General features: G+C 62.3%; 14 protein-coding genes. 11 read left to right on the top strand and 3 right to left on the bottom strand.

Annotated elements, in window-relative coordinates; translation table 11 throughout:
• Nucleotides 1-203: 203 nt before the first annotated feature.
• The 11 genes from CO671_RS18850 to CO671_RS18800 are packed head-to-tail and all read left to right on the top strand — an operon-like array spanning nt 204 to nt 7,816.
• Nucleotides 204-416: a hypothetical protein gene (locus tag CO671_RS18850; protein ID WP_348627719.1), complete on the top strand. Its 213-nt coding sequence runs from the start codon at nt 204-206 to the stop codon at nt 414-416.
• 52 nt (nt 417-468) lie between these two features.
• Nucleotides 469-948, top strand: coding sequence for a hypothetical protein (locus CO671_RS18845; RefSeq protein WP_097607178.1), 480 nt, complete (start codon nt 469-471; stop codon nt 946-948).
• Nucleotides 949-953: 5 nt separating this feature from the next.
• The gene (sctJ, locus tag CO671_RS18840; protein WP_097607177.1) at nt 954-1,745 is read left to right on the top strand and encodes a type III secretion inner membrane ring lipoprotein SctJ; all 792 of its coding nucleotides are present in this window, start codon (nt 954-956) and stop codon (nt 1,743-1,745) included.
• Nucleotides 1,746-2,366: a hypothetical protein gene (locus tag CO671_RS18835; protein ID WP_097607176.1), complete on the top strand. Its 621-nt coding sequence runs from the start codon at nt 1,746-1,748 to the stop codon at nt 2,364-2,366.
• The gene (gene sctL / locus CO671_RS18830; protein WP_097607175.1) at nt 2,363-2,923 is read left to right on the top strand and encodes a type III secretion system stator protein SctL; all 561 of its coding nucleotides are present in this window, start codon (nt 2,363-2,365) and stop codon (nt 2,921-2,923) included. The genes CO671_RS18835 and sctL overlap by 4 nt, the downstream gene beginning before the upstream one ends.
• Nucleotides 2,916-4,232, top strand: coding sequence for a FliI/YscN family ATPase (locus CO671_RS18825; RefSeq protein ID WP_097607174.1), 1,317 nt, complete (start codon nt 2,916-2,918; stop codon nt 4,230-4,232). The genes sctL and CO671_RS18825 overlap by 8 nt, the downstream gene beginning before the upstream one ends.
• Nucleotides 4,229-5,248, top strand: coding sequence for a type III secretion system cytoplasmic ring protein SctQ (gene sctQ, locus CO671_RS18820; RefSeq protein WP_097607173.1), 1,020 nt, complete (start codon nt 4,229-4,231; stop codon nt 5,246-5,248). Before CO671_RS18825 ends, sctQ begins: the two co-directional genes overlap by 4 nt.
• Nucleotides 5,248-5,901: a type III secretion system export apparatus subunit SctR gene (gene sctR, locus CO671_RS18815; protein WP_097607172.1), complete on the top strand. Its 654-nt coding sequence runs from the start codon at nt 5,248-5,250 to the stop codon at nt 5,899-5,901. Before sctQ ends, sctR begins: the two co-directional genes overlap by 1 nt.
• Before the next feature lie 44 nt (nt 5,902-5,945).
• A complete protein-coding gene (locus CO671_RS18810; protein WP_097607171.1) occupies nt 5,946-6,215 on the top strand; it encodes a flagellar biosynthetic protein FliQ in 270 nt (89 codons plus the stop codon).
• A 7-nt stretch (nt 6,216-6,222) separates the two neighbouring features.
• On the top strand, nt 6,223-7,032 hold the full coding sequence (locus CO671_RS18805; RefSeq protein WP_097607170.1) for a flagellar biosynthetic protein FliR: 810 nt from the start codon (nt 6,223-6,225) through the stop codon (nt 7,030-7,032).
• Nucleotides 7,019-7,816, top strand: coding sequence for an EscU/YscU/HrcU family type III secretion system export apparatus switch protein (locus CO671_RS18800; RefSeq protein ID WP_097607169.1), 798 nt, complete (start codon nt 7,019-7,021; stop codon nt 7,814-7,816). The genes CO671_RS18805 and CO671_RS18800 overlap by 14 nt, the downstream gene beginning before the upstream one ends.
• Nucleotides 7,817-7,847: 31 nt before the next feature.
• Here the strand turns inward: CO671_RS18800 and CO671_RS34250 are convergent, their stop codons facing one another.
• The 3 genes from CO671_RS34250 to CO671_RS18785 form a co-directional block, all read right to left on the bottom strand.
• Nucleotides 7,848-9,476: a pectate lyase gene (locus CO671_RS34250; RefSeq protein ID WP_245424997.1), complete on the bottom strand. Its 1,629-nt coding sequence runs from the start codon at nt 9,474-9,476 to the stop codon at nt 7,848-7,850.
• A 92-nt stretch (nt 9,477-9,568) separates the two neighbouring features.
• The gene (locus CO671_RS18790; protein ID WP_097607168.1) at nt 9,569-11,527 is read right to left on the bottom strand and encodes a flagellar biosynthesis protein FlhA; all 1,959 of its coding nucleotides are present in this window, start codon (nt 11,525-11,527) and stop codon (nt 9,569-9,571) included.
• A gap of 2 nt (nt 11,528-11,529) precedes the next feature.
• A complete protein-coding gene (locus CO671_RS18785; protein ID WP_097607167.1) occupies nt 11,530-12,438 on the bottom strand; it encodes a hypothetical protein in 909 nt (302 codons plus the stop codon).
• Nucleotides 12,439-12,522 lie beyond the last annotated feature (84 nt).

Here is a 12,522-nt window from a genome sequence, read left to right as displayed (position 1 = left end):
ATCTGGATATCCTTTTCGCAAAATGGACTATCGGCGCCTATCTACATGATCTTTGCTGTGGTCGACGGCAGATTAACCACATTTTAACATTAACAGATTGACGCTCCCGGATTTCGCAAATATCAATCCGCCTATATATCTCGATAAGGCTTTGAAGGAGATGCCTCGTGGCAGTGGATGCAGTGAATCCTGGTACGCCTACCGTGCTGTCGACGCCCGCCGATACCTCGGCCACGGGTACTGTCCCCTCCTCGACTCCTAGCAGCACAAAGAAGGTCGATCCCAACAGCGAACAGGAAATCTTGAGCGCTGCAGTCGAAGCGTTCCTTCCGAGCATGATCTCCAACACAATGATGCTGAACAATTCGATCTTCAATTTCGCCAAGGAAGCGATCGATGAGGGCGACAGCGAGTAGGCGCTCCCCCTTTCGTCATTTGCAATCGGTTTGTATTGAGTAGGAATTGCCGATGAGTGGAGAAGAGTGGTCCGGCCGGGCATTTGCGCTTCCCGTTGATGCCGCCCCAACCGGAAATCTGCTGAAGACGACAGAAACCATAGCCGAGCGGATTGCCCAACCGGCCGCCGGCAACATTCCGAGCGTCGAACTCGCATCCCTGCCGGATATCAGGACCCGCAAGATCACGCCGGAAGCCGAGGCCATTCCGACATTCCTCATGCCGGCAGGCGATACCAAACCCGCGTCATTCCTCGACCGCCTGACGTCGTTTTTCATGCCGGGCGCGCCGAATGCGACGCCTGAAGCGCCCTTGGTGAAATTTGCCTCGCTCTCGAGGGATGCTGGAGAAACACATCCTTCGACGGAAAAAATTACCGATGCGATGGACAGGCTGGAAAAGTCGCAGCAGTTTGCGACCGGCACTGCTCTCATGTCCTCGCTCACCCAGTCGGTGATGTCGTCTTCCAAGCGACTGACGCAAGGACAATAGAGATCATGGCTACATCGCTTTTCCAGCAGGCGCGCCGGCTTGCACCCACGACGTTCTCCGGCGCTTGCCTCCTTGTCCTATGCCTTCTTCTGTCCGCCTGCAGTGAGGATGTCGTTTCGGGCCTCGATCAGCGCGATGCTTTCGATGCCCAGGTGCTTCTCGAACGGGCAGGCATTGCCGTGGCGACGAAGAGCGAAAAGGGAGGCGCCTTCACGCTTTCGGTCGATTCCGGTGACCATGCGCGGGCAATCGAACTGCTTTCCGATGCGGGGCTGCCGCGGCAGCAGCACAGCAATGTCGCCGAGCTGTTTCCAGGCGATGGCTTCCTGGTGACGCCCTATGAACAAAAAGCCCGCATGACCTATGCTGTCGAGCAACAGCTTGCCGAGACGCTTTCGGCGCTCGACGGCGTGGCATCGGCACGCGTCCACGTCGTGCTGCCCGAGGAAAACGGCAGAGGGCTGATCAAGGAAAAGGCGAGGGCCGCTGCCCTCCTGCAATATCGCCCGGGCGCCAACCTGTCGGATATCGACATGAAGAGCCGCTCGATGCTGGTCAACAGCGTCAGGGGTCTCTCCTACGAGGATGTGTCGGTCGTTGCCAGCCCCTGGTCTGAAGTCGGTGTCCCCACGGCTGCGGAAAAGAGCCCCGCCGTCGCGTCGCCGGCGGTGCCGGGTCCCGCGGTTGCAAGCATCACATCGTTTTTGAAGGGGCATAACCTGATGGTCGCCGGATCGATCCTGCTTGCCATCGCCGCCTGCCTTCTCCTCCTGCTGCCGCAGCGGAAGGAAAGCTGAATGCGTGCCCCCAGGATCGAGGGAAACGTCATCCTGGCGGATGCGAAGCTCCGACGGGCCGCCCTGGCCTGCGCCGACCTCAGCGTCTGCGAAGCATGGCCGCCCGAATTCGATGCAGCTTCGCGCGGCCGGATGCCGCCGCGCCTCGAGAAGCGGCTTTTTGCATCCCTCGCCGAAAGCAGCGGTGATCCCGCAATGCTGGAGATGGATGCCCGGCTGCTTATCGGGATGACCGACAGTCAGCGGCACCGGGCGGCGGTGACGGCGGGCCTGATCTATCATCTCCCGGCTATGGGCGCGGTCATCGACCGCGGTGCGATGGATGCGCTGACGGCGCTCTTCGGTAAGTTGCCTCTTTCCATCGCCCTGTCCTATGCTCATCCTTCGCCCATCGCAGCCGGTTCGCTCGACGTGTCGGGCGAGGAACTGAGGCAGCTCGTCGAAGCCGACGGATGGGTCATCCTCGATCTGTGGGCGGCCGAGCAGGGCCTGGCTCGAAACTGGCGCGGGTGGAGTCGAAGGGCAGGAAGCGGTTCCCTTTCCCTGGTCGCGAGCGCAGCCGTCGCCATTGCGTCGGCAGTCGTCCGGCACGGCGAGCTCTTTCAGGGGGAGGCAAGATGACATTCGTCTCTCAAAACGGGCGCATCATACCGGCCGAACAATTCGGGCAAGTCGCGGAAGCGGCCGACATATTGAATGCCGCCCGGCAGGCGGCGGCAAAGGCCGAAACGGAGCTCGAGGCGACGCGGCAGCACGCATGGCGGGAAGGCTATGACGGCGGCTTTACCCAAGGCATTCGCGATGCCGCCGAGCGGCTGTCAGCGGTTCTCGGCAAGGCGGAAAGCGAGCTTTCCGATCTCGAAGGTTCGATCGAGACCATCGTGCTCAAATCGCTCGGCATGATCCTGGGTTCGATGGACGCCAATGAACAGACAGCCAGGATGATCCGTCAGGCCATCTCGCAGGAAACGGAAAGCCGGTCGATCACCATTCACGTGCCGCCGGAGGACGAACATGCCGTTCGCCAAGCCATTGCCGGGCTCGACGAGCGGATTTCGCTCAAGATCGATCCGTTGTTGGCGTCGCGGGAAATCATCATGGAAACGGCATCGGGACGATCGCATATCGGCCTTGCCGACCAGATCTCGGCAATGATCGAGGCATTCCGGCATGGTTGATGCACTTGTCAGAATGGAGCGGGCGCTGGAGCAGTTGGATACGCGACGCCAGAGCGGGCGCGTGACGAATGTTTCGGGCCTGATCGTGCGCGCCGCCGTTCCTGCCGTAAAGATCGGCGAATTGTGCGAATTGCGCGAGCCGGGAAAAGGCCGGATCGGCCTTGCCGACGTGGTCGGCATCGACGGCGAGACGGCGCTCCTGTCCCTGCACGGCGAGACGCGCGGCATTTCGGTGCGCACCGAAGTGGTGCCAACGGGGCGCGAGCCTGCCATTGCCGCCGGCGACTTCCTTCTTGGAGCGATCATCGACGCGCATGGCAACGTCATCCGCAAATCGTCCAATGCTTCCTCCGATGACGGTCGCGTCATGCAACCGCTTTACGGCCGTCCGGCCGATACGCTGTCTCGCCGTCCCGTCAACCGGCTCTTCAAGGCCGGGATTGCCGCGATCGACGGCCTGCTGACCTGCGGCGAAGGCCAGAGGGTCGGTATTTTCGGTCCGCCGGGCGCCGGTAAATCGACACTCGTTTCTGCGGTGATCGCCAATAGTGACGCCGATGTCGTGGTCTGCGCGCTCGTCGGCGAGCGCGGCCGCGAAGTGGGGGAATTCGTTGCCGGCGTGATGCCCGAGGGCGCGCCGTCGAACGTGGTTCTTGTGGTCGCGACCTCGGATCGGCCGGCGCTCGAGCGCTTCAAGGCCGTGCTGACGGCGACCGCGGTCGCAGAATATTTCCGGGATCGGGGAAAGCGCGTCCTGCTCGTCGTCGACAGTATCACGCGCATGGCGCGTGCGCTGCGCGAGGTCGGCCTGGCGGCGGGCGAACCGCCGGTGCGGCGGGGATTTCCGCCCTCCGTCTTTTCCGCGCTGCCGCAGATCTTCGAGCGCTCTGGCAACAGTGCGGCCGGCACGATGACGGCCTTCTACACGGTGCTGGTCGAAGGCGAGGAGCAGGAAGACCCGATCGCCGAGGAAACCCGCTCGCTGCTGGACGGTCATATCGTTCTCTCCGACAAGATCGCGCGGGCCGGGCACTTCCCGGCGATCGACGTTCTTGCCAGCCGCAGCCGTACCATGAATGCGGTGGTCAACCTCGGTCATCGCAAGGCTGCCGAGAAGCTGCGCTCGCTGCTCGCGCTCTACGATGAAGTGGAGCTGCTGATCCGCGTCGGGGAGTATCGCGAGGGGCGTGATGCGGCCGTCGACGAAGCGGTCGGCAAGCGTGACCGGATCAACCGTTTTCTCTACGGCGGCCAGCAAGAGCTGCCCTTCCAGGACATCGTCGCAGAACTTGAGGAGCTTGCCCGATGAACATGTTCGTGCCTCCTCAAAACAGCATCTCGGCCGCGCCCCGATCTCTTTCGCGTTCCTCCCTGCCGGCCCGCGAACCCTGGAAGTTTCCCTTTCGCGGCGGGTCGATCACCATTCGGCCGCTGGCTGCCGATATCGCGGCGGGCAGGATCGGCGAACCGGTGCAGATCCGCGCTGCCGTCGCCGGCCGCCAAATCCTCCTGATCGCGCCGGCGGCCACGGTTCAATTGCTCGCCGAAAGGCTGGAGCCGCTGCTCGCCTGGGAAAAACTGCCTCCCGCCGCCAGGGCGGCCGCCTTGGAGCAGTTGCTGGCCGACGTCTTCGAGACCGTCGAAGACAAGGCCGGCGCGCCGATATCGCTGACCGAAATCGGCGCAGCGCCGGAGCCGACATTTGCCGGCAATTTCGGTTTCGAACTCGGCTGGAACGGCATCACCATTCCGCTTTGCGGCCGTTTCGATGGCGAACATCTCGCCCGGCTGGCGCAATGGGCAAGCCTTTTGCCACGCCGGACGATGCCCGACCTGACCGCTCCGGTGTGCCTGCGCCGCGGCTATGCGGTCTTGTCGGTGCGGGAGCTGAGGAGCCTGCGGACGGGCGACGGCATCGTCATCGATCTGGCTGCCGGCGAAACCATCGTTGCCGTCACCGCCGAACGCTATCTCGCAGCATGCACGCGATCGGAAAAAGGCGTGGTCCTGTCCTCGCCGCTGCTGGCATCGCCAAACGGACCAATGAGGCATTTCATGACGAACGAGACCGTGGACGGGCAATTGCAGGGCGAACCTCGCCCCTCGGCCATCGACGACATCCCGGTCAAGCTGGTCTTCGATGCCGGCCGGATCGAACTGCCGCTGCGCGAACTCGAGACGATCGGCGAGGGGCATGTCTTCGCCCTCGACCGGCCGATGTCGAATGCCGTCGAGATCATCGCTCAGGGCCGCATCATCGGGCGTGGCGAAATCATCTCGGTGGACGGGCTGAGCGCCGTTCGCGTCACGGCATTGCACGACTGATGGAACAGAGCTTTCCTCTTGCCCAAAGCCTCGCGGCCATGGCGGCGATCTCGGCTCTGCCGGTCATTGCCGTGGTGGCCACGTCCTTCACGAAGATTTCGGTCGTGCTGCTGATCGTCCGCAACGCGATCGGCATCCAGCAGACCCCGCCAAACTTGCTGGTCTTCGCCATTGCGATCGTGCTTTCGGCCTTCGTCATGAACCCGGTCCTGCAGAGTTCATGGCAGCTTCTCGTCCTCCACGGCGCCGACTTCGGCACCATCGGCGGCATGGCCGAAGGCATGGTCAAGGTCGGCGCGCCGCTCAAGGAATTCATGCTGAAATTCTCCGACGAGGAGGTCCGGAATTTCTTCGTCCAGGCCTCGCAGAAGATCTGGGCCAACGCGCCGGCGACCCCGATCGCGCCCGACGACGTCACGGTCCTGACGCCGAGCTTTCTCGTCTCGGAGCTGACCCGCGCTTTCGAAATCGGCTTTCTCATTTATCTGCCGTTCCTGATGATCGATTTCGCCGTCTCGGCAATCCTCGTCGCACTCGGCATGCAGATGATGTCGCCCACTGTCGTGTCGACCCCGATCAAGCTTTTGCTGTTCGTTTCGATCGACGGCTGGCGCCGTCTGCTGGAAGGGCTGGTGCTCTCCTATGCGAACTGACCGTCGCCAGTTCACGAGAAAGCCGGCCGCCCGGGGGCGCGACGATGGGTGAGGATCAGGTCGCCGCCGAGATCGGCATGTCTGTTATGGCCACCTTCGCGCTGGCCGGGCCGTTGCTTGGGCTCGCCGCCGTTCTCGGCCTCGTCATCGCCATCTTCCAGGCGGCGACGCAGATCCAAGAACAGACGATTGCGCAGATCGTCAAGATCTTCGTGATTTCGATTGCCCTGCTGCTTTTCGGCAGGGTGCTGGCCACGCCGCTGATCGAACATTCCATCCACATCCTGAACGATTTTCCGACCATGGTTCAGTAAGGAGGGGATGGCGCTGGAGCACATTCCGCTCGTGAGTTTCGAAGTCGCCGCGCCTGCCGCCGCTATGCTCGGCGGTGCGCGGGCACTCGGCATATTGATGATTTTCCCGATCTTTTCGCTGTTCAGCATCGTCGGGATCCTGCGCTTCGGCCTCGCGATCGGCCTTTCGGCGCCCTCCGTGGCCTTCGCCTATTCGGTCCTTGCGCTGGGGGACACATCCTATTTCGACCTCGCCGCGCTCGCCATCAAGGAACTGTGCTTCGGCGCGCTGGTCGGCATGGCGCTCGGCATTCCCTTCTGGGCAGCCCAGGCGGCGGGCGATATGACGGACGTCTATCGCGGCGCCAACGCCGCCAATCTGTTCGACCAGATCAATGCGCTCGAAACAGCGCCACTCGGCTCGCTGCTGATGTCGATCGCGCTCGTCCTGTTCGTCAGTGCCGGCGGCATCATCGATCTCGTGGCGATCTTCTACCGGTCGTTCGAGCTGTGGCCGCTGTTCAAGCTCGTGCCGCAATTTCCCGGCGATCCGCTCGGCACCATCATCGATATCTTCACCAGGCTGTTCCGCAGCGGCGCCGTCCTGGCGGCGCCCTTCGTCGTCGTCATCTGCGCGCTGGAACTGTCGCTTGCCTTCGTCGGCCGGTCGGCCAAGCAGTTTCCGCTGAACGACAGCCTGCCGACCATCAAGAATTTCGCCGTCGTGGTTATCCTCGTCGTCTATACCGCGTTCATCTCGAGCTATGTCCACGAGCTCTGGACCAGCGGCTTCGAAGAGGTGAGGTCGTTCTTCGAGGTCAGCGATGGCGAAAAATGACGAGACGGAAGAGAAGAGCCTTCCGCCGAGCCGCGTCAAGCTCGACCGGCTGCGGCGCGAAGGCCAGGTGCCGCGATCGAAGGAGATTCCGGTCGCAATTTCCGTGCTGGCCGTCGCCGCTTATGTGACATGGGGAATGGGCGATATTCTCAAGGATCTTTCCCGCAGTTTCGATTTCAGCCTGCAGGCGGCAAGCCGGCTCGACGTCGCGGAGGCTGCGTCTGAAGCCTTGAAGCAGGCCGGCATGGCGCTCCTCGACCTGATCTGGCTGCCGCTGCTGCTCGGTCTCGTCGTGACGATCGCAGCCTCGATCATCGACGCCCAGGGGTTTCCCGTGTCGATGAAGAACATGCAGTTCGACTTCACCCGGCTTAATCCGGTCGACGGCATAAAGAAGCTGTTTTCGCTGCCGAGCCTGGCGGAATTCGGCAAAGGCATCGTCAAGTTCCTGATTCTGGGGGCGGCCGGCGGCGGCGCCATCCTCTATTTCCTCAACGGCATCTTCTGGGCGCCGCTCTGCGGCGAGACCTGTTCCCTCTCGACCGCGGTTCACCTCCTCGGCACCATCCTCGTCATCGCCTCGGCGGTGATGCTGCTCGCGGCCTTCTTCGATATCCGGATCTCGCGGGCTCTCTTCAAGCATGAGCATCGCATGACCAAGACCGAGGCGCGCCGCGAGTACAAGGATACACAGGGCGATCCGCACGTGAAATCGGCTCGCCGGCAGATCGGCGCGGAAATGCGCAACGGGCCGCCGCGCAAGCAGGGGCCCGGCGGGAAATAACGAAACCGCGTGTGTTATGGGACGGGCGTCGTCAGACGCCCGATTGCTTGTCCCCCACGCGCGTCCAGTTCCTGACATTGTCGAGCGCGATGTCCGATTGGAAACTGACGCTTGCAAGGGAACTGTCCGTCCGGAAGAGATTGGTGCCGTTGGCGAAGGAACCGCCGTCGATGATGACATCGGCATCGATCTGCTTGCCGCCATTGGTGCGCACCAGCGTGGTGAAACCATCGGCGGCGAAGTCCTTCAAATAGAAATGCGTATCGGCATTGATCTGGAATATCTTGTCGGTCGCGCCCTTGGCCGAACCGCCGATGATCGTGACGTCGCCGGCGCTTTTGACCGTCAGCGCGTCCTCGCCGACATTTTGCCAGTTGACGTTCTCCAGCGTCGCGCCGCCATAGACGTGAATGCCGTCGGCGCCGTTCTCACCGAGATCGACGTTCTTGAGCGTGGCGCCGTTCTTGAGGATGAAGACCGGCGACTGGCTTTCGGATTGGCCGCCGTCTCCGAGCTTCGACGATGCCGTATAGGTCGCCCCTTTCCCATCGAATACGCCGCCATCGACGACGATCGGCTCATTGACGGTGATGACATTTCCCTTATCCGACAGGTCGGACTTTTCGGTGGACGTTGCCGTCGTCTTTTTCTCGCCGTCGCTCGACGGAGCGACCTTCGTGGTGGAGGAATGCTCAGGCGAAACCGTCCGTGTCTGACGCGTGTCGGTTTCCCTGTTGCCGCTCTCGTCCGTTTTGGACGAGGTATCGGGGGAGACCCCGAGCAGACTGGTGATCAGTTCATCGACAAACGACCGAAGTTCGGGGTCGAGATTTGCAGTCGCCGGGCTGTTGCCGAGAAGATCGGCGAGCATGTCCTCGAGCGACGAATCCGACCGGTTTCTATCGGTCGCCTCGCTCCGGCTGCCGTCCGCTACCCTGTCGGTCGAGCCGGACTTGCCCTCGTCCTTCCTGGAGAGCAGAAGGGTCAGCAGCTCCTTCAGCATCGAAACGAGCGACGGATCCATCTCGGCCGTCGCCGCGTTGTTGTCGAACAGCTTGTCGATCAGCGATTTGGTTTCGCTCTGCGAGCGACCGGCATCGGATTTGCCGGTCAGCATGGCGAGAATCTCTTTCAGGAGAGACAGCAGGCCCGGATCCATGTTCGAGCCGGCGGCGCTCTTTTCGAGATTGTCGGCGAGACTGTCGAGCGTCAAGCCGGTTTCCCTGGTGCCGGGCGAATTCCTGCCCTGCATGTCGAGGACCAGCAGCACCAGCACCATCGCCAGCAGCTGTTTTTCAGAACCGTTTTCGGTCGTGTTGGCCTGCGTCTCGCCCGTCGACGACGTGCCGTCGGCATTGTCGGTCTTCCTGGAATTCGACAGCCAGTTGATCAGCTTGCGCAGGACATCCTTCAATTCGGAATCCGCGCTGCCTTCAGACGTGTTCTTCGTCTTCGGCACATAGGATGTCAGCATCGGCGGATTGCCCGAGACCTCGTCGAAGGGCGATGCCTTGCGGGTCTGGCCGCCGAAGAAATCCGGAACAGAGGTGCGGTTGGAATCGGTATCGATCTTGTTTCCGCCCCCGTGGCAACCGGAGTCGACATCGAAGCGGGAGGTTCTGTCGAAGTCTAACGGCCTTTGTCCATCCACACCATACATTGCATTCCTCCCCATCGATTGCATTGCGCCATTCATATTGCAGTTTTGCGGTCCGGCCTCGCGGTAGCCAATCCGGCAATTGACCAGCGCCGTCAGCGTTTTCCGCTGACGGCGCTGGTTTCGAAATGTCGTGTTGACGGAAGCCCGGTTTCAGCCGGCTGGACGGCGCCGACGACTTCGCAGGTGATATCCGGGTCGACTTCTTCGGCTGCCAATACCGGAATGCGGCAATTGTGCCGGATCATCAACGCCTGGGTGATAAGACGCAAGTCGTCGGCCGCGAGAATGACGGGATCGAAACCGCGTTCGTTTGCATCGGCCAGAGCCTGCCGGGTTTGCTCGGCAAGCAGCCGCAATCTGTCGCTGATCTCCATCTTTCCGCTCGCGTCATCCGTCCCGTTGTAGCTCCGGACGAGCCGTTCCCATTCCGGGGCCGGCGAGAGCACCGGCAATATGCCGCGCCGGTCGAGAAGGCCGAAGGCGATCTGGCGCGACAGCGCCCAGCGTGCCTTTTCCGCCAGCGAATCCGGGTCCTGATCCAGCCCGGCATGCAGCATGACTTCCAATAGACCTCTCGGCTGCGAGAGCGTGACGCCGGAATCGAGCAGGCGGCGAGCGACCGCGACCATCAGCATGGGCGACACCTGATCCCGCACGTCGCTCGCGAGCTTGCCAAGCCGGGGCTCGAGGCTCGAGAGCCATTGCGTGGCATCATCGACGCTGAACAGCGAGCCGATGTGCCGGCGCACGATACGGACGAGATCGTCGGCAATCCGCTCGAGCGGCCGGTCATCGCCGCACTGGATCAGTCCGGCAGGAACATTTTCAATCTGGACATGGATGAGATCGTCGCCCATGCGAGGATCGGCATTGAATGTCGGCACGGTCACGGCAACGCCGACCGCACGCGCGGCGACCCGGATCTGTCCTTCGAGGAGTGCGCCGAGGCCGCCCGCTTCCAGACGTTCGAGGGTGGCGGAGGAAAGCGTGGCGATAACAGGATCGCCATATTTTGCCCGGTCGAGCGCTTGAGCGCCGGCATCTGCTGTCGTTTCCGAGCGGTCCGCCGCCGCTGCCCCATTTTTCCGCCGCGTAACGAAGAAGGCGATCGCGGCGAGAGCCAGGCCGATCGGCCACAGAACGGCCGAAGGAAATCCGGGAACGAAGCCGACTGCAATCGTCATCGCAGCCGCGATCGCAAGCGCGCGCGGCTCGTTGGATAGCTGGCGGCCGATATCGGTGCCGAGGCTGCCATTGTCGTCATCGCTGACGCGTGTGACCACGGTGCCGGCGGCAACCGCCATCAGCATGGACGGGATCTGCGAGACGAGGCCATCGCCGATGGAGAGCAGCGAATAGAGGTGGGCGGCTTCGGAAAAGCTCAGGCCCCTCTGAAAAATGCCGATCGTCAGGCCGCCGATCAGATTGACCGCGACGATCACCAGGCCGGCGATCGCATCGCCCTTGATGAAGCGCATCGCGCCGTCCATCGCTCCGAAAAACTGGCTTTCCCGTTCCAGCCGGGCGCGCCGTTTCTGCGCCACTTCCGTCGTGACGTGGCCATTGCGGAGGTCGCTGTCGATGGCAAGCTGCTTGCCCGGCATCGCATCGAGCGTAAATCGCGCGCCGACTTCGGCGATACGCTCGGCGCCCTTCGTCACGACGATGAACTGGACGAGCGCAACGATCAGGAAGACGACGAGCCCGACGACGAGGTTGCCGGCGACGACGAACGAGCCGAAGGCCTGGATGATTTCGCCGGCATGGCCGTCGGCGAGCACCAGCCGGGTGGAGGATATCGTCAGCGCCAGCCGGAAGATCGTGCCGATCAGGATAACGGCTGGGAAGGTCGAGATCTCAAGGACGTTCTTCAGATAGATCGTCGTGATCAGGACGACGAAGGCGAAGGCAAGGTTGAAGGCGATCAGCGCGTCCAACATGATCGTCGGCAAAGGTATGACCATCATCGCCACGACGACGGCGAAAAACACCGCAAAAAGGATGTCCGTGCGGCGCGCAAGCATGGCGAGGGACGGCGAGACCATGTTCATGATCAGTTGCCTTCCGCGTCGGCGCTTTTCGCCAGCCGCAGATTTAGGTCGCCCGCGGGGAAGTTGAAGTCGATCGTGTCGGCCTCGCCATTGCGCGAGACGGTGAGTTCGCCGGGGCTGATTTTGTCGATCCGCCAGCCGCTCGCCACGGTATCGCCTTCCTGATAGCGATGGCCGTCCGCGCCGACGATGAACCTGAACGGTTCGTAGCCTGCGGCGGCAACAAATCCTGCAAGCCCGGAGGAGAGGCTGCTCCTGTCGACGATCGGAACCGGACTGCGCCGGTTCAAGGCATCGATGATATCGTGAAGCTTCGCTCTGTCGTCAAAGCTCAAAAGAGACGAATTCTCCCCGACACGGATCTCCGTCGCAAGCGGCGCCACGGTCATGTTCTCAGGCAATTGCGCAAGCCGGATCGCCTGGCGAAGTTCTTCGGCAATCGCTTCGGCGGTCGGCCGGCTCTCCGCCGTCGCCGCCGTTTTCACGGCAACCACGGCATTGCCGGATGTTTCGTCGTTGCGAAAGCCGGCCAAAAGCAGAAGTGCTGCCAGAATCAACAGCCCGGCTGCGACCATTTTGCGTCGGCCGCGCCGCAAAGGTTGCGTCAGTCCGTCCACCCGGCATTCGGTTCCATCGAATCGGATCGTCTGCCCGGCACGAAGCGGAACCGTCTCCTCCGGCTTCAGGAGCCGGTCGGCGACGATGATATCGTCCCGTAAAGCGCTGATCGAGGCGGAAACGTTGTCGGATTTTTTAGTCAGCAAAAGAGAGAAAGCCGGTTCGGAAGAGGCGCCGACAATGACGAGGTCGCATCCGGGGCCACCGCCAACGACATGGGTTCCCGGCTCCAGAGGCAGGGAAGAGGTGCGGCCGCCTTTGCTGATGCGCAATGCCGGAGTCGCAAGCCGCATTGCTTCCTGTCGTGAACCCCTGCTTTCGGCGCCCTTCCCGAATTTCGACGGCAATGAATACAAATCCGCGCGCATGCTCTTTGG

It is taken from the genome of Rhizobium sp. M10 (genome assembly GCF_002531955.1).
In the GTDB taxonomy this organism is placed as follows: domain Bacteria; phylum Pseudomonadota; class Alphaproteobacteria; order Rhizobiales; family Rhizobiaceae; genus Rhizobium; species Rhizobium etli_C.
This window is presented reverse-complemented; position numbering and strand designations above follow the sequence as displayed.

Coding starts and splice junctions, on each gene's coding strand:
- CO671_RS18810 (WP_097607171.1), top strand. CDS start 5,946: ATGGGTGAGGATCAGGTCGCCGCCGAGATCGGCATGTCTGTTATGGCC.
- CO671_RS18825 (WP_097607174.1), top strand. CDS start 2,916: ATGGTTGATGCACTTGTCAGAATGGAGCGGGCGCTGGAGCAGTTGGAT.
- CO671_RS18790 (WP_097607168.1), bottom strand. CDS start 11,527: ATGAACATGGTCTCGCCGTCCCTCGCCATGCTTGCGCGCCGCACGGAC.
- CO671_RS34250 (WP_245424997.1), bottom strand. CDS start 9,476: ATGTATGGTGTGGATGGACAAAGGCCGTTAGACTTCGACAGAACCTCC.
- CO671_RS18800 (WP_097607169.1), top strand. CDS start 7,019: ATGGCGAAAAATGACGAGACGGAAGAGAAGAGCCTTCCGCCGAGCCGC.
- sctL (WP_097607175.1), top strand. CDS start 2,363: ATGACATTCGTCTCTCAAAACGGGCGCATCATACCGGCCGAACAATTC.
- CO671_RS18845 (WP_097607178.1), top strand. CDS start 469: ATGAGTGGAGAAGAGTGGTCCGGCCGGGCATTTGCGCTTCCCGTTGAT.
- CO671_RS18785 (WP_097607167.1), bottom strand. CDS start 12,438: ATGCGGCTTGCGACTCCGGCATTGCGCATCAGCAAAGGCGGCCGCACC.
- CO671_RS18835 (WP_097607176.1), top strand. CDS start 1,746: ATGCGTGCCCCCAGGATCGAGGGAAACGTCATCCTGGCGGATGCGAAG.
- CO671_RS18805 (WP_097607170.1), top strand. CDS start 6,223: ATGGCGCTGGAGCACATTCCGCTCGTGAGTTTCGAAGTCGCCGCGCCT.
- sctJ (WP_097607177.1), top strand. CDS start 954: ATGGCTACATCGCTTTTCCAGCAGGCGCGCCGGCTTGCACCCACGACG.
- sctQ (WP_097607173.1), top strand. CDS start 4,229: ATGAACATGTTCGTGCCTCCTCAAAACAGCATCTCGGCCGCGCCCCGA.
- sctR (WP_097607172.1), top strand. CDS start 5,248: ATGGAACAGAGCTTTCCTCTTGCCCAAAGCCTCGCGGCCATGGCGGCG.